Raw genomic sequence first — 16,084 nt, 5'->3', positions numbered from 1 at the left:
TTACTCGACGTGGCACGCCTCGGGCAGCAGCTCGTCGAGAACACGCGGGTAGGACGCCGCCTTATCGGTGGTGACCTCAACCGGGCGGCGACCGTGGGCCAGCGCGGTGGTGAAGAACCGGCGGGCCGCAGCCAGGTCGCGCCGTTCGCTGGCGAGAACATCGATGACCTGGCCGTACTGGTCGACCGCCCGGTACACGTAGGTCCACCGGCCGGCGACCTTCACATACGTCTCGTCGACGAACCACCGGTCCCCAGGCGTGTGCCGGCAGGGCCGGGCCGCGTCAATCAGAAGCGGGGTGAACCGCGCCACCCATCGGTACACGGTGACGTGATCGACAGCGATGCCCCGTTCGGGGCGAGCAGTTCCTCGACGTCCCGGTAGGACAGCGCGTACCGCAGGTACCACCGGACCGCCAGCACGATCACCTCGGGTGGGAACCGGAACCCGGTGAACTCCGAGACCGGAACCGGCGGACGGGCAACACGTCGATGCACCATTCGATCATGACTGGCCTGGCGGCAGACCGCCAGACCTCGCCTACGCAACAGACCCGCCCGGGGTGGTCGAGCCAGCAGGTGCGGTGGGTGAGCCGGGGATGTGGCCGGTCCCAGCTGGCCGCGGTGGCGGTGCCGTAGCGGCTGGTGTCGGTGATGGTAGTGCTGCGGTGCGGGCCAGGTCTCGGGCCTGTCGAGGGCGAACTCAGGACCCTGCTTGGGCGGACGGCCGTTGGTGCCTGGCTGTCTCGGTGGTGTGGGGGAGCCGCAGGACACGGTCGGAACGGATTCGGCCGAGCACCTCGACGGGTAGGTCGGCCGGGACGAACGCCAGCCGGGTGACGTCGTACCCGGCGTCCATCACGATCGGGATGTTCGGGTCGCCGTCGCGCCAGTGCCCGGCGGTGATCAGACGGCCCACGACCGCCCGGAGCTGGTCGGCGGTCACCGCTGTGGCGTCGTCGGTGGGGCCGAGGCGCACCGCGTCCAGGACCGCGGTCCACGACGTCCGGCCGGGTTCGAGGGCGGCGACGAAGGAGTAGGGCCAGCCCGGGATCAGCTGGGACTGGTTCTTCGCCCGGCCGTGCGCATGGCAGAACAGCCGCTGCGCGCTGGTCGGCGCGTCCGAGCGCAGCCACTCCGCTGACATCGACGGCCAGCACGAGTCGTCCGTCGGCGGCCGCGGGCAGCGGAAGGCCGGCGAGCGCACGTCGCAGCCGGGCGATCTCTCATCGGCCGCTGTTCAGCCCGTCGTACAAGGCTCCGTGGCCGCGACGGTGCTCCGGGGCCAGTGTCAGGTCGACCAGCGTCCGGACCGGGCCGTCGGTGCACAGCACCGCCTCCGCCGTTTCAAACAGCGCGTCCGCTCGGCGGGTCAGGCAGTCGTAGAACTCCTGCCGGAAGCGACACAGCCGTCCCAGAGCCTCGACGCGTCCTGGTTCGTCCTGCACACTGCCCATCACGACCTTCGGCTTGATCCGGCTTCTTTGGCGAGAGCACGATCTTCCGAAGGTCGTCCCACGTCACGAGGACACGCCGACCCGCCCCACAACGCCAGCAGGTATCGCACAGCGTGACACCCGGCGGTTAAACGACAAGCTTAGACGGTTCTCCGCGCCACGGCCGGCGCGGATCCGTCAGAATTAATGAGTGGCCACAACGGAACTGTGCGTAGATGCTAGAAGACGGATCGCGGCGTCGACCGGACGACTGGTACTGAACATTTCCGCCCCGGCCGGCGCCGCGATCGCTTCAGCTATTTCACGATGACTCGGACACGGCCAAGATTCTTCACTAGACCGAATGGCGTCTTCGGGTCACCGTTGCGTTCGGAGGTGACCCGCACCGTCGGGAAGTAGGTCCCGGGCTGACTGAAGATGTGGCTGGCGGTCAGCCGCGCCGAGCGGTCTGGCTGGTCGACCGTGGAACGGTCTGCGTATTCGCCGGTCCCGGCGAAGTCCCATTCCACCCCTACGATCTTTCCTGTGCCCGATGGCGCTTCCGCGGTCAGAGCGAACGTCACCTCCTGGCCGACTCCGGCGTTGACGCGTACGGCGGCGTTCATGTCGCGGGACCCCACCTGATCGATTTTCAGGTTGACGACGGGTTGCACGCCGTGGCGTTCGTCCGCGCTGGCCGGCAGCCGCACCTGGGAATCGCCGTCCACTGTGTACGCGGAGCTGGGCGGCGGTGGGGTTCCCTGGGCGACCCAGGCGTCGAGGTCGAGCAGGGCCTGCTGGAGCTCACCCCAGTAGCCGACAACGTGTGTTTCGGCCCCCTTGTCGGGTGTGGACTCCTGCCTGGTGGGTGTGGGACCGTGCCAGGCATTGTCCATGTACCACAGTCGGTAGTTGCTGTCCGTTTCCGCCCCGAGGTAGGATTTTACCTGCTGGTGGTACCAGTCGGCGGGCCAGGGGAAAGCCAGCGTGTCCAGCAGTGACGCCAGCATGATGATTTTCCCGTGGAATTTTCCGGTGGGTACGCCGCCACTGGCCGCGGAGGCGAAGGTCGGGCCGGCCAGTATCGGCCGCTGCGGATATAGCAGCTTCCCGTTCGCATCGCGGTACTGGTTCCAACCGTACATGTCCTTCGAGGGGACCTGGTAGCGCTGGTAATACTGCATCGCGAGGAACCAGGAGTTGTCTAGTACTACAGCCCCAGTGATCTCTATGTAGCTGCCGCCGGTGTGGCGGTTACTTGAGCGGCGCGGATCCGGGTCTGGAAGTGGTAATGGCGGGCGCGTGCCTGGTGGCTGCGACGCCAGTCCGACCACCAGGTGATCACGGCCGATGGGATGGCGGCCTGTCCAAAAAGGGCAATGACGTGACGGATCTCGTTGAGGGTGAGTGGGGCCATCATGGCTCTATCCGGTTCCGGCTGCTCGGCGATCGGGAGGCCGCCGGGAAGGCGCTGGTATCCCACCGCGGTCGTCGCTGGTGGGACGGCCGGTGGGTTTTGTTCGCGGTTTCTCAGCGCGGTGACAGCGAGCCAGGCGTGGGCGAGCATCGCCAGGGTGATGTGCCGGTACCAGGCGCGGTAGAGCCGAACCTGGTAATGGTCGAGACCGACCTCGTTCTTGGCTGACTGGAAACATTCCTCGATTCCCCAGCGCCGGCCTGCGACGGTGACGAGGGTAGCGAGCGGAACCGGCCGCGGACTGTGGGTGAGAAAGAACGCAAGCTCCCTTTTGCCGGTGCGTGCGCGGCGGATCAGGACCTGCTGAGGCCGATTCGCCGGGCCGGCGAGGTCGGTCGTGTCCACCAGCGCCCAGTCATACAACCGGGGTCCTTTCGAGCCATCGGCGCAGGAATATGTCTCCCAGGCACGCGCGGGGACCTTCGCGGCGAGGGTGTCCACACGGCGGCGACCGACGGTCGTGGTCACCTCGGTGTCCTTCTTGACAGCCAGAACATAGCCGACCCGGTGTTCTTCCAGCCAGTCGCGTAGTTCGGGGTCGCCGCCGTACACCTCATCGCCGGCGACCCAGCCCAACTGCCGGTGGGTCACCCAGAACCGGCGGATCATGTCCAGTGCCAGCAGCGGCTTGGTCGCGAACCCCACCCTGGCCGGCACACCCGCCGCCTTGCACCGCGCCCGGTCGTCGGTCCAACTCGCGGGAAGGTACAGCTCCCGGTCGACGAAAGCCCGTCCCTTCCCGGAAACATAGGCGGCGAACACCCCGATCTGACAGTTCTCAATCCGGCCCGCGGTACCGCTATACTGCCGCTGCACCCCGGCCGAGGACTTTCCCTTCTTGATAAACCCGGTCTCGTCCACAACCAGGACCCCATCCGGCTCGGTCAGGTTCTCCACCACATACGACTGGACGACGTCACGCATCGCGTGGGCGTCCCAGGCATACTCGTTCAACAACCGCTGCATCTTCTGCGGCCCGGCCTCACGGGTGAACTCCGCAAGCGTCCACCCGTTCTTCCGTTCCGTCCGAGACAACAACCCTGCCACATAGGCCCGTGCCTGCGCACGCGGCTGATCAGACCGGAAACAGTCCGCCACCCGGCCGAACAGCTCCTCCAGCCCCGCCTCCCACACCGCCACGTTCATCCCGGATACGCTACGTGCCGCGGCCACCGCGGCTTCTTCTTTTGTTCTCACAGACTACGGAGAATCACGCGGTGGCCGCCCCACGCCACACGCCACGCCGTATCCGCGACGAGAGACCACACGGCGACCACTGGGGCTGTAGTACTAGGCGGACCCGGTCGCCCGGTTTGAGCGCACCGGTGACAGCGGTGTCCGCGCCGTTACCGAAGGTGGCCTCGGTGCCGCTCACCTTCACGAACGGGATGGTCTTCCCGGCTGCCGCTCCGGTGAGGACGACGAGGTCGACGCCCGTCAGGTCCCCCTGGGGCACGCTGGAGAGGGTCAGCCCAGTGACCGGGCTGCCAGTGATGTCACTGACGTCGGCTTCAGCCTGAATTCGGGAGGCGCCGACGGATGAGGCCGGATCCGTGCCGGCGTAACCGGGTTTGGTCCAGAAATCGTCGGCATAGGTCGGATCGAGGATGCGGACGCCTCCGGCCACCGCCTCGAACGTGTCGGTGTTCATGTTCTTGTAGTCCCACCAGCCACGCGGCGGGAAGCCCATCCGGGTCACTTCCCGCAGTACCGCCTGCTGCTCGTCGGTGAGCCCGGCGTAGGGCTTCCCGCTGCCACCTGGCTCCATCGCATCGACGATCTGGGGGAGCTTGTCGTGAAGCACGCGCAGGCCGAGGAGCGGCACCGTCTGGCTGCTCGGGATGGCGTTCGGAGTACCGGGGACCATGGGCACGCCACCGTCCCAAACGTCCTCGGAGTTCTCCAGAGCGCCGAGAGTCTGGTAGGCACCGCCACTCGCGCCGTAGATATAACCCCGTGGCCGGGCAGAGTCCTCATACACCTGCGCCGCGACGGTGCGCGAGAACTTCGCGGCCGCCGCATTGACGCGGACGCCCCCGATCTCGCCGGCCTGCGGGAGACCCCCACCGTTGTTGGTCGTCACCAGGTAGGCGTTATTCGAGATGGCGAACGCGATGTCGTGCGGCGCCGCATCCTCGACAGAAACGGTCGGGTAGGTGGGCTGAAAGAATCGTCCCTGGTACTCGCTGGGGAAATAGAAAGAGAACTTACCCTTACTCTCTCGGAATCCGCCGTGAACATACCGGTAGCCAACCGTGACACCCGTGTCTTTATCGGTGACAGTTCGCCGTTCGTCCTTATCTACGTACGGCCGGTTGAGAAGCGGGTCGCCGCACGACGTGGTGACGAAAAGCGTGCCACCCTCGCCCGTCTTGCAGACTGGTCCCGAGAGTGGTTTCGAGTCGATCTTCAGCGAGTGCCCTGCGTCGGCTTTCGTTGGGGGTGGTGACTTGGCGGCTGCAGCCTTTTCATCAGATGAACACGAGACCGCAACGGCCACGACAACAACGGTCAGCAGCGTTGCCGTGACTTTCGGTCGATATGAAGTTCGGTGGCGCAGGGAGGCCATAGATCTAACCGTCCTCGATCTCAAGTGTGCGCCCCGTACTTATCCGACTCTGCAGCGCGATCTATCGGGTGAGAGTCGAACGGGGCGCGAAGATAGCTGGTAGTGTGGGCGTCGATTTCAAGGAAGATCAGGCGCGTACGGCGCTTCCGTGATATTGCCCCGGAATATTAGCGTATGACTCCTTCAATTTTGGCGTCAGCCGCGCCCATCCGTCACACTCGGCCGTGTTTGGATACGAATCTAAGAGTGATATCGTGACCAAGTTGACGAGGCCACGAGAAGGAACGCTCGCGGGAAGATCTGCTGTCAAGATCGACCGACCTCGACGTATGCAACAGTTCCTTCGAGGTTTTGCACCCGGCCGTGCGGTGCCAGCGTCACGCTGCCCTCGTCCGACCAGTTCATGGCGTCGATCACGTGGACGGATCACGCGGCGTTCGAGCGCTGTCGAGGCACGCGGTTCACGCAACGGCCTCCTCGCCCACAAGCGTCGTCCGATGCATGAGCCGGCGTGATGTGGCGGCGAACGGCAGAGCCCGGTGCAGCATGCCGGTGTTGTCCCAGATCACCAGGTCGCCGGCGCGCCAGCGATGCCGCAGGACGAATTGTGGCTGGGTCGACCATTCGAGCAGGCGCTGCAGTAGCGCCTCGCCCTCCGCTGGCGGCAGACCGACTACTTCACCAGCGGTCGCGCCGAGGAGGAGCGATCTGCGGCCGTTGCCCCGGGTCCAGACGAGGGGGTGCTTCCGCGTGGGCACGCGGCCCCAGTCGGCCTGCTGTTCGTCCGTGGCATCGGGGTGGGCGCGTCTCTGCGCGGCGGCGAAGCTGTGCAGCACGTGATGTTCGGCAAGCGCCACCTTCTCGGTATCGGGTAGGGCCTCGTAGGCGGCGTATGTGCTGGCGAACTCGGTGTCGCCGCCGGTTTCGTCCACCTCGCGTGCCGTCAGCAGCGTCGCTTTCTGCGGTAGCTGGTCGGTGGCTCCGTCGATGTGCCAGAGGAAATTGCCTTTGCGGTACCACGCGAGGGTCGCATCGGTCTTCGCTGGATCCAGGGTGATGGTGGCGATCTCGGCGCGCTCGTGTTCGCCGGTCGGGTTCAGAACGACCCGACCGAGGAGCCTGCTGAAAGAGACCAGGTCACTGTCGCTGATGTGAGCTTCCCGGTAGATGACGACACCGTGCCGCGCCAGGGTCTCCAGGCACGCGGCGGCGGCTGCCGTGGTGGGTAGATCACCACCGGACATGCCGGTGATCTCCACGCCCAGGTGGGGGCCGAGAGGTGTGACAGTGACGGACATGACGCTCCCAGGCTTCCGCAGTATGTCGCTGTACAGTCGTACCTAGAGTAGGTACGACTGTACAGCAGGGATATCGCGGACACACCAGAACGCGGCAGCCGACAACTGGACGCGATCAGTTGGCGTACGGGTAGGCCGCCGATTCGGTCGTGCCGCGGTGGCGACGGGCCAAGAGGCGGGGGTGGCCAGCACCGGCCCCCGGGGGCGAGGCGATCAGCCCTCCGCCGCCGCGCGGGGAGCGGGTTCGATCCGATCGAGGAACCGCTCGATGATCTGGACGGCGTCGGCGTGGCCCGTGTGGGTGCCGAACGTCTTCTCCAACAGCATCATCCGCGGGATGGCGTTCATCATGAACAGCAGCGCCGCCGGCGTGATGTCCTCTTCGTCCAGCCCGTACCGCGCCCACGCTCTGACGACGGCCTGAAGCTGGGCCTGACGGACCTGCTCGCCTCCGCGACCGATCTCGGTGTGGATGGCCTTGCGGTGGTTGGCCAGGGCCATGAACTCCAGCAGTATGACGGCGCCGGCGCGACTGTTGGCGTACTTCCACACCGCGCGAAGCGGCTGGTCGGTCTCGCTGGCGTCGGAGAGTCGGCGCAGGAGCGCGTCGGTATTTCTGCGCAAGAGGCCGAGGAACAGGTCGTCAAGTGTCGGGAAGTAGTACTGGACGAGGCTCGACGCAACACCGGCCCGCGCGGCCAGGGCGCGATAGCTAACGGCCGCGTAACCCTGATCGATCATCATTGACTGGGTGCAGTCAAGCAGGGTGTTCCGGGTCTTGGACGTGGGGGAACCGACTCGGCGGTTCGACGTCGTCGCTTGATCTCTCGCCACTTTACGGCCATTCCCATGCCAGCAGGACGGTGCGCCGCACCGTGCGGGCCTACCCTGCGCTCAGGGCCCGGGGCGGTCCCGGAACATCTCGTCGAGCGGTACCGCCTCGACGAGGAGCACCCGCCCGCAGCCCATGGTACGGGCGGGGCGCCGAGACCCAGGAGACACCGCCTGGCAAGTCGCGGCGCTGCCGTCGACGGGCCGCCCTCGACACGAGGTGGGAAGTCCGCCTTCGGTGAGATCAAAGGCGCGCCGGACGGTTCTACCTGTGGTTCGCCGGTTGCCGGTAGGCCTTGCCATCGATGGTGGTCGTGAGCGTGCCGGTGGCGTCGAAGATGTTGGTCAGGACGTCGATGCTCAGGAGGAAGCCGTCAGAACTGGTCTTCTTCGTGTTCGTCGTGGTGGTCCCGTCCTTGGCATGGACGGTCTGGTGAGGTCGGAGTACCAGTCGACCTTCGATGTGGTCAGGGTCGGGACTGTCGCCGTCACCTTCTCGGTGCCGTTGAGCGTGCTGACACCGTTATCGGTGTAGGCAGTGTAGGTGGCCTCCACGGTCTCGATCGCGATCTTGTCCGCGGTCTCGGTGACCACTACCTTCGCCGAGCCGCCCCTGGCGCCGGCGAAGGTGTAGGTGCCCGCGGGTACGTGCAGCCGGGTCGGGATCTCGCCGCCTGGCTCGTACTTCACGCCCCACGGGACATCGTCCGAGATCGGCGTGACCTTCGGCGCCGGCGTGGGCTTGCGGCTGGTGAGCTCGGCGATCATCATCCGGTAGGTCCGGCCGCCCTGCGCGGTGGGCGTCTCGCACGGCAGCGGGTTCTCACCGCCGCAGGCCGGTGAGACGGCGAGGGCCTGCCAGTAGACGATGCTGGTCCCTCGAGTGACCACTTCGGGTCGGCCATGCCGTTCCAGTTGGGGTCGTTGACGCTTCCCGGGTTTCCGTCACCGGGGGCGTTGATCCGCTGACCCTGGTAGTCGCCGCGGTCGCCGTAGCGGTCGATGAGGATCGGCTGGAAGAACCGCCGCGGCCCGTTGTTGCGGGTCGACGACGTCACACTGGTAGTGATCACGTCGGTGATCGGCGGGACGTCACGCATGGCGGCCAGGAACATCTGGCGGTCGGAGCCACGGGTGTCCATCGCGACTGTCCAGTTGCCGTCGGGCGAGAGGTCTACTGGGTCGGTGTACTCCGGGTTCGCGGTCAGCCGGCGCACCGTGCCCGTGGTTAGGTCGGCGGCGAACACGTCGATGTTGGACGACTCCTCCGGGTACCCGATGTAAGTGACCTCCTTGCCATCCGCGCTGAAGCCCCGCAGCTCACCCACGGACAGCGCGTCACGGTCGTACACAAGCACCCCGGGTTCTTCGGGCCGACGGAGACCGGCTGGATGTCGGTGGGGTCGAACAGCCGGGTCACGTTGACCACGTCATACCGTGGCGCCAGCGGTGTACCGGTGGTCGGTGCCGGAGTGAACTCCAGACGCCCGAGGTAGGCGAACTGGCCAAACCGTCCGTTCGCGATCGTGAAGCTGTTGAAGCCGAGGTGCACGCCGTCCGGGTGAATGCGCAGCTCCCGGAGACTTCCCCTCTTGCCGGCGCCGTCCGCAGTGTCGTTCCATCGGATCGGGTAAATGTTGGTCTTGGCCGGGGTGCATGCATCGTCGGTGAGTGGATGGTCCCCGCAATCGATGATGTTGGTGCCGACCAGCACCCGCCTGCCGTCGCGGAACGGCTGCGGGTAGTCCATCGCCTGGTTGGTGCTCCTCGCGTTCGCTGCCGGTACCCCGCAGGTGACGCACTTCCATGCGTCGCCGTCGGGGAAGGTCTTCCCGTCGGTCCTCACGATGATCAGCTGGTCTCCGCTGTAGACGCTCGCGGGATCGGGCGCGGCAGGCGCGCCGACGAACGAGACCCGTGCGGTGACATGCTCACCGTCCGGCAGGTAGTCGCCTGACTGGAAGCCCCCGCTCCTGCTGATACACCCGTGCCGTGCGGATTGATGGCGGCTGTGCACGCGCCCGGCTCGTCGCTGGGCGCCACTGGCGGCAGCGGCAGCTCACGCACGGAGATCGGTTCCGGTTTCGGTGGCGCGGGGACCGCTGCGCCCGGGGTCTCGGCGACGGCCGGCTTGTTCGGCTTCGAGTCCGAACACGCGGGAACGGCCACCAGGACTACCGCCAGGCACGGAAGCAACCATCGCGACGACCGTGTTCGTGGACGCGCCGGGGTGGATCTTATATTCCGTATGGCTTTCTCCTCAAAAACCTCGGCGGGGACGGTGATGAAAGGACCGTGGAGTGGTGACCTGTAGCCCAGCCAGCCACGGGCGAACCGGCGGATGGGGTGACGGGAAGCAGATGCGCGGTGTTTCCCTCGGTGCGCTGGTCCTCCGCCCGGGAGAAAGCCCGATGCGGGGGGCTTGACGAGCACGAAGATGATCGCGACTACTTGTCGCCGAGCGGGCTCCGCGGGTTTCTCTTTGGTGCTGTACGAGTGTATCATCCTTGTGCTAGGCTCGTGTAGCCCCAATGGGCTCGGACTTTGGAGTGTCGTGTCTATGGCTCTCGCCTCTACTGTCGTTGCTGAAAAAGTTGTCTCCGCCCGCCACCTGTCGCGCTGTGTGATACCTGCTGGTGGTGCGAGGCGGGTTGGCGTGTAGCCGTAGCGTGAAACGACCTTCGGAAGATCGTTCTCTCGCCAAAGAAGCCGTGATCAAAACGAAGATCGTGATGGGCGGTGTGCAGGACGAACCTGGACGCGTCGAGGCGCTGGGGACGCTGCGACGATATTAGGTAACCGGCTCGTCAGGCGGCGGGGGCGGCGGGTTAACGCCGGGGTAGCGTGAATCCAGTGAATCCAATAGATCGGGCCGAGTACGGTACGATCCGATGCCATTACGGCGTCGGGCTATCCATCCCACGGTTCTGCCCTGTGAGTCGACTTGCCGACTGTGCGACAGTGCGGGGAGGGTGCCGGACGGTGACGGTCATCTTGCCTTGGCTGCCCGGGTTCCCTGTCGCCGTCTACTGCGTCCGCAGTAGACGGCGGTACTTTGGGGCAGGTTCGACGGCAGGAATCGCATTCCCTCGGTACTGTGGGTTCGTGTTCGGCTGGTTCTCACGGTTTCGGGATGTCTGCCAGGGCGGCCTGCGGCGGCGTCCGAGTCTGGCTGACGTTCTTGTCGCGCTCGTGACCTTCGGCCTGGGAGTCCTGATCGCCACCCAGACCGCGACCGGTCACTCCTGGTCGAGCGGGCTCTATCTGGTCACAGGTGCGATCAGTTGCGCTGCGCTGGTGGCCCGCCGGTGCAGGCCGCTGGTGGTCCTCGGATTCGTCCTTGGGTGGTCTTCCCTCGTGGCCGTCGTCGTTGGCAGGCAGGGTGACGGGCCGTCGCTGATCGCGATCTGGGTCGCGCTGTACAGCGTCGCGGCGTACCGGCCGCGGAAGACCGCGTGGATCGCCGCGTCGGGCACCATCGCTTTACTACTGCCGCCTGCGCTGACGCGCGACGACGCGGTCATCCAGGCCGTCGCGGGGGCGTTCCTGTGGGTCGTCACCGTGACCTCCGCGGGCTGCTCGGTGCGTGATCGCAGGGCCTATCAGGCGGCGGTGGAGGACCGGGCGCTGCGCGCCGAGCAGAGCCGCGAGCAGGAAGCCTGGCGCCGGGTGGTCGAGGAACGGACGCGGATCGCCCGGGAGTTGCACGACGTTGTCGCCCACCACATCACTCTCGTCAAGTCGCAGGCGGCCGTCGCCTCGCATCTGCTGTACGAGCAGCCGGCCAAGGCGGACGAGGCGCTGGCACACATCCGCCTGTCCAGCCGCACCGTCCTGAACGAGCTGGGGTCGTTGGTGAGCGTGCTGCGCGACACCCCCGAGTCGACATCCACCGAGCCGCCTCCAGGGCTGGCCCGGCTTCCAGAGCTGATCTCCGCCTTTCAAGCGATCGGCATGACGGTGTCCTGCACCGTGACCGCGGCGGGATCCGGGTTGCCCCCACTGGTGGATCTCGCCACCTATCGGATCGTGCAGGAGTCGCTGACGAACATCCGCAGGCACGCTCCCGATGCCCGGACGTCGGTCCAGGTCGACCGTTTCCGCACCGAAGTGCGCCTGCGCATCCACAACACGAGGCCCGGCGGCGTCGCACCTACCGTCGGCTACTCACGCCTCATGACCCCCGGCTGGGACGGGACGGCGGAAACGGGACGCACTCCAGGTGGCCACGGTATCGCGGGGATGCGAGAAAGAGCGCGGACCGTCGGTGGCTGGCTGGACGCCGGTCCCGACGCGGAGGGGGGCTTCGCTGTCACCGCGATGTTGCCGGTCCCGAAGGAGGCGTCCGCCTCCTCACCACCATCCGCCGCACCATCGCCACCGAGCTCGACGTGGTCACCGATGGTGCCACCCCCCACCGCGCCGTCGATGTCGGCCCCCGCACCCGTCGCTCCCAGCCACGCACCGTCGTAGCGGCCGGAACAGCTCCCGCCACCACCTGACCTGGGTACCACCGCCGACCGGAGCTGTACCAGCGTCGCGCTCGACCGCTAGGGGTCTGGCTACCGCTCAGGTGCGGAGGCTGCCATCGCCTGGTAGGCCGCAAGCTTCTCGCCGCGCTCGTAGGTGCGGTGGCTCAGCGCCCGGATGGAGACGTCGTGCCCGGCGGCCTGGGCCCGCAGCGCCCCCACCGTGGCGTGCTCCCGCGGAACATGGGCGAAGGGGTCAAAGGAGTACCAGCGCAGGGCGTTCTCGTAGGTCATTTTGTTGATCTCGGGTTCCGGCACGGCGAGTCGGTTCATCACTTCGCCGAGCTCCTCTGGAGCGCCCGGCCACATCGAGTCGCTGTGCGGGTAGTCGCACTCCCAGGCGATGTTGTCGATGCCGATCCGGTGGCGAAGTTCGACCCCGAGCGGGTCGCTGATGAAGCAGGTCAGGAAGTGCTCGCGGAACACCTCGGACGGGAGCCGGCCGCCGAAGTCCTGCATCGTCCAGGTGGCGTGCATGTGGAAGGTGCGGTCGACCCGCTCCAGAAAGTAGGGGATCCACCCTGTACCGCCCTCGGACAGCGCGATCCTGATGCCGGGGAAGTTCTTGAGTACCGGTGACCACAGCAGGTCGGCGGCGGCCGAGACGATGTTCATCGGTTGGAGTGTGATCAGCACGTCGGGCGGCGAGTCGGGAGCGGGGATGGTCAGCTGGCCTGACGAGCCGATGTGGATCGACAGCACGGTGTTCGTGTCGCACACCGCCTGCCACAACGGGTTCCAGTAGGCGTCGTGAAAGCTGGGGTATCCCAGCGCCGCGGGATTCTCGGTGAAGGTCAGCGAGTGGCATCCCTTCGCGGCGACCCGGCGTACCTCGGCCGCGCACAGCTCGGCGTCCCAGATGACGGGCAGTGCCATCGGGATGAACCGGCCTGGGTGCGCGCCGCACCATTCGTCGAGGTGCCAGTCGTTGTACGCCCGCACCAGCGCGAGGGAGAAGTCTGGGTCCTCGGTGGCGAACAGCCGGGCCGCGAACCCCGGGAACGACGGGAAGTTCATCGACGCGAGGATGCCGCCCGCGTTCATGTCCTTGATCCGCTCGTCCACCTGGTAGCACCCCGGACGGATCTCGTCTAAGCCCTGTGGTTCGAGTCCGTACTCCTCCTTGGGTCGGCCGGCCACCGCGTTGAGGGCGACGTTGGGGATCACCGTGTCCCGGAACTTCCACGCGTCGGCGCCACCAGGCAGGCGCACCACGTGCGGCGCGTCCTGCTTGTACCGCTCGGGGAGGTGGTCCGCGAACATGTCGGGCGGTTCGATGATGTGATCGTCGATGCTGACAAGGATCATGTCGTCGTAGCGCATGGTGATCCTTTCGATGGTCCGGGAAGGGGCCCGGACAGCGGGTCACGAGGCCGAGCCCTTTCGTGTCGTGCGCGGGGTCATTTGCCGACAGGAGCGCGGGTGGCGCCCGTCGTGGTGCGGGAGGTCGTGGGTCAGGCCCGTACCGGGTCAGCCGACGATTGCCGGCATGGAGTCCCAGCCGCGCACCGTGGTGGTGGGTTTCCGGCGGGCATTGGCCATGTCGAGGTCCCATTCGGGGAATCGGTTGAGGACCTCGTCGAGGGCGATGCGTCCCTCCATGCGGGCGAGGGCGGCGCCGAGGCAGAAGTGCGCGCCGATACCGAAGGTCACGTGTTGGCTGATGGAGCGGTGGATGTCGAAGCGGCCGGGGTCGGTGAACTGACGCTCGTCGCGGTTGGCCGAGGACAGCATGAGCAGCAGCGCGCTTCCGGCTGGCACCGTCTGTCCGTGGTATTCGACGTCCTCGGTGACGTAGCGCGCGACGTGCGGGCCGGGCGGCTCGTAGCGCAGCAGCTCCTCGATTGCGTTCGGGATGAGCGAGCGGTCGGAGACGATCTGCTGGCGTTGGTCGGGATGTTCGGCGAGGACCTTGCCGAGCCAGCCGAACAGGTTGCCCGTGGTCTCGACCCCGGCGCCTGCGATCACAGCGAGGAAGATCAGGATTTCTTCCTTGGTCAGCCGCCGGGTGGTCCCTGAGACGTCTTCGAACTCGACGTTGAGCAGCTCGGTGATGAGGTCGTCGGAGGGGTTCTTCTCCCGCCAGGCGACGTAGTCGGCGTAGAAGTCGCCGTCGAAATACTTGTCCTTGGTGACCGTCAGTGGCTTGCCCCGCTCGTTGCGCAGCCCGCGCTGCGCGTGGTCGCGGACCGTCGGCTGCTCCGCGTCGGGGATGCCGACGAGCATGCCGATGGCGCGCATCGGAAGCTCGTCACCGAGGTCGGCCACGAAGTCGAACCGGTCCGCTCCCTCGAGGGGCTCCAGGCAGGCGATACAGAAGGCCCGGATCTTGTCCTCAAGCGCCTTCATCTTCTTCGGAGTGAAGGCGCGCGACACCAGGACGCGGTGCACCGTGTGCAGCGGCGGGTCCTCGTTGATGAACACCCCGGGCGGCATGACGGGATCGGCCTTGATGACCTCGAGGATGTCCCCCTTCGCCGAGCTGAGGCGCTTCTGGTCCTTCAGGGCGGCCCCGACGTCAGCGAAGCGACTCAGGCCCCAGAAATCGAGGCGCTCGTTGTAGTAGAGCGGTTCCTCGTCTCGCAGCCGCCGGTAGGTGGGGTACGGGTCGACATCGATCTCGACATCGTACGGATCGTAGTAGAGATCGTCCTGGGTCACGGCCCCTCCTCGCGTGGTCTTTACAGATGTATAGCACTGTGTAATACATCCGTATAGAGGTTGAGGGAGGCTCAGGCGCTGTCCGGCGGTCAGCGGTCGTGCTGCATGAACGGAGGAACGGTTGAGTCGGGTGGCGGTCGCGACCGGGGGCGCGTCTGCGCGGGACCTGTCGATCTGCAAGCACCTGGCCAGCTAGGTGCGACACACGTTGCGATGCTTGACCTGGACGCCAACGTGGCGGAGAAGGCAGCCTCCGACCTGCGCGTACGAGGTGCGCACGGCCGCGGGGCAGGTGGGACGTCGTAGATCAGGCCGCGGCGGCACGGCGTTTGACCACGTGCAGGCCGCGATGCCTGGACCCGGAAGTGATCGGCATGATCGACACTCCCTGGACACCTCGGAGAAGTTGGGAAATCGGCTACGCCGGTCCCTTCTTCACCTTCGATGCCGCCAGCCTCCGGTCAGGCCAAACCCACCTCCACGGCGGACCGCCCCGGCCACTGTCTGAAATCCGGTACTCCGAGCGGAGACCGGTCAGCCGAACCAGGAACCATGTAGTGCCTACGAACAGGAGCAGCGAATGGGCAAGCTAGACGGCAAGGTCGCCCTGATCACGGGTGCGGCGCGAGGACAGGGCCGAAGCCACGCGGTCCGGCTCGCCGCCGAGGGCATCGCCATCGACATCTGCGGGCCGATCGCCAGCGTGCGCTACCCCCTCGCCACGCCCGACGACCTGGCCGTGACAGCCAAGGATGTCGAGGCGCTCGGCCGCCGCACCGTGGCCGTCCAGGCCGACGTCCGTGACCGCGCTCAGCTGCGGGCCGCCCTGGACCAGGGCCTCGCCGCACTCGGCCGGCTCGATGTGGTGTGCGCGAATGCGGGAATCTGCCCCACCGAGGACGAGACGCTCTGCAGCTGCTCCAGGCAACGCTTCCGTAACGCGTGGTTAGTCGACCAATCGGCCTCGTCGAATGCCCGCCGGGCGGCCGAGATCGCTCGGCGCATCTCTGCCTTCGATGCGTCGGCGACTTGGCCCAGCACTTCCTTCGTTGCCGGGTTGATGTTGTCGAAGGTCTTGCCTGAGTCAGCCTCGATGAGCTCACCATCGACGAGCATCCTCGACTCGGAGGTGACGACTGCTCTGTTCACCAAACCCCCTCCATATGCTTTATGAATTTATATAGCGAACATTGAAAGGTTGATAAAATACGCCGGGCATAACATGTATTCGGGGGGTGGGAGGCCGCGACGCACAGGCGATGCCCTATCCTCGCTACCCCTCCA

At 66.4% G+C, this 16,084-nt stretch carries 10 protein-coding genes and 4 pseudogenes; 2 read left to right on the top strand and 12 right to left on the bottom strand.

The genetic code is table 11. The features are described from left to right. Positions 1–3: 3 nt before the first annotated feature. The 9 genes and pseudogenes from FRANEAN1_RS35485 to FRANEAN1_RS42785 all read right to left on the bottom strand — a co-directional run. Positions 4–500: pseudogene (locus FRANEAN1_RS35485) on the bottom strand (IS6 family transposase); the annotation flags it as partial. Positions 501–556: 56 nt separating this feature from the next. Continuing rightward, a pseudogene (locus FRANEAN1_RS44475) lies at positions 557–1,456 on the bottom strand (transposase); the annotation flags it as partial. A gap of 296 nt (positions 1,457–1,752) precedes the next feature. Then, positions 1,753–2,619: a PKD domain-containing protein gene (locus FRANEAN1_RS35470; protein ID WP_198145425.1), complete on the bottom strand. Its 867-nt coding sequence runs from the start codon at positions 2,617–2,619 to the stop codon at positions 1,753–1,755. Positions 2,620–2,663: 44 nt separating this feature from the next. Next, the gene (locus FRANEAN1_RS35465) at positions 2,664–4,052 is read right to left on the bottom strand and encodes an IS701-like element ISFsp9 family transposase (protein ID WP_020460324.1); all 1,389 of its coding nucleotides are present in this window, start codon (positions 4,050–4,052) and stop codon (positions 2,664–2,666) included. A 70-nt stretch (positions 4,053–4,122) separates the two neighbouring features. Further along, positions 4,123–5,481: a hypothetical protein gene (locus FRANEAN1_RS42795; RefSeq protein ID WP_020464496.1), complete on the bottom strand. Its 1,359-nt coding sequence runs from the start codon at positions 5,479–5,481 to the stop codon at positions 4,123–4,125. A 461-nt stretch (positions 5,482–5,942) separates the two neighbouring features. Beyond that, the gene (locus FRANEAN1_RS35455) at positions 5,943–6,779 is read right to left on the bottom strand and encodes a TauD/TfdA family dioxygenase (RefSeq protein WP_020464495.1); all 837 of its coding nucleotides are present in this window, start codon (positions 6,777–6,779) and stop codon (positions 5,943–5,945) included. A 213-nt stretch (positions 6,780–6,992) separates the two neighbouring features. Continuing rightward, the gene (locus FRANEAN1_RS35450; RefSeq protein ID WP_020464494.1) at positions 6,993–7,613 is read right to left on the bottom strand and encodes a TetR/AcrR family transcriptional regulator; all 621 of its coding nucleotides are present in this window, start codon (positions 7,611–7,613) and stop codon (positions 6,993–6,995) included. Positions 7,614–7,970: 357 nt separating this feature from the next. Further along, complete coding sequence (locus FRANEAN1_RS42790) at positions 7,971–8,381, bottom strand: hypothetical protein (protein ID WP_049795852.1); 411 nt, start codon at positions 8,379–8,381, stop codon at positions 7,971–7,973. Further along, positions 8,378–8,968: a hypothetical protein gene (locus FRANEAN1_RS42785; protein WP_198145424.1), complete on the bottom strand. Its 591-nt coding sequence runs from the start codon at positions 8,966–8,968 to the stop codon at positions 8,378–8,380. The genes FRANEAN1_RS42790 and FRANEAN1_RS42785 overlap by 4 nt, the downstream gene beginning before the upstream one ends. Before the next feature lie 1,999 nt (positions 8,969–10,967). On the opposite strand from FRANEAN1_RS42785, the gene FRANEAN1_RS35440 reads away from it, so the two are divergent. Further along, positions 10,968–12,083 (top strand): histidine kinase, encoded by a 1,116-nt coding sequence (locus tag FRANEAN1_RS35440; RefSeq protein ID WP_198145423.1) that lies wholly within the window; start codon positions 10,968–10,970, stop codon positions 12,081–12,083. 89 nt (positions 12,084–12,172) lie between these two features. On the opposite strand, the gene FRANEAN1_RS35435 is transcribed toward FRANEAN1_RS35440, so the two are convergent. After that, positions 12,173–13,462 (bottom strand): amidohydrolase family protein, encoded by a 1,290-nt coding sequence (locus tag FRANEAN1_RS35435; RefSeq protein ID WP_020464492.1) that lies wholly within the window; start codon positions 13,460–13,462, stop codon positions 12,173–12,175. A 147-nt stretch (positions 13,463–13,609) separates the two neighbouring features. After that, a complete protein-coding gene (locus FRANEAN1_RS35430) occupies positions 13,610–14,800 on the bottom strand; it encodes a cytochrome P450 (RefSeq protein WP_020464491.1) in 1,191 nt (396 codons plus the stop codon). A gap of 580 nt (positions 14,801–15,380) precedes the next feature. Between FRANEAN1_RS35430 and FRANEAN1_RS35425 the strand changes: the two are divergent. Then, positions 15,381–15,716: pseudogene (locus FRANEAN1_RS35425) on the top strand (SDR family NAD(P)-dependent oxidoreductase); the annotation flags it as partial. Here the strand turns inward: FRANEAN1_RS35425 and FRANEAN1_RS40190 are convergent. Next, positions 15,710–15,916, bottom strand: a pseudogene (locus tag FRANEAN1_RS40190) (aldehyde dehydrogenase family protein); the annotation flags it as partial. The pseudogenes FRANEAN1_RS35425 and FRANEAN1_RS40190 overlap by 7 nt on opposite strands. Positions 15,917–16,084 lie beyond the last annotated feature (168 nt).

This window comes from Parafrankia sp. EAN1pec, from assembly GCF_000018005.1.
Lineage (GTDB): Bacteria > Actinomycetota > Actinomycetes > Frankiales > Frankiaceae > Parafrankia > Parafrankia soli.
The sequence above is the reverse complement of the archived record's forward strand: the minus strand, read 5'-3'. Positions and strand labels throughout refer to the sequence as shown.

Excerpts from the sequence above, each read along its gene's own strand:
- FRANEAN1_RS42795 (WP_020464496.1), bottom strand. The coding sequence starts at position 5,481 with ATGGCCTCCCTGCGCCACCGAACTTCATATCGACCGAAAGTCACGGCA.
- FRANEAN1_RS35470 (WP_198145425.1), bottom strand. The coding sequence starts at position 2,619 with ATGCAGTATTACCAGCGCTACCAGGTCCCCTCGAAGGACATGTACGGT.
- FRANEAN1_RS35455 (WP_020464495.1), bottom strand. The coding sequence starts at position 6,779 with ATGTCCGTCACTGTCACACCTCTCGGCCCCCACCTGGGCGTGGAGATC.
- FRANEAN1_RS42790 (WP_049795852.1), bottom strand. The coding sequence starts at position 8,381 with ATGATGATCGCCGAGCTCACCAGCCGCAAGCCCACGCCGGCGCCGAAG.
- FRANEAN1_RS35435 (WP_020464492.1), bottom strand. The coding sequence starts at position 13,462 with ATGCGCTACGACGACATGATCCTTGTCAGCATCGACGATCACATCATC.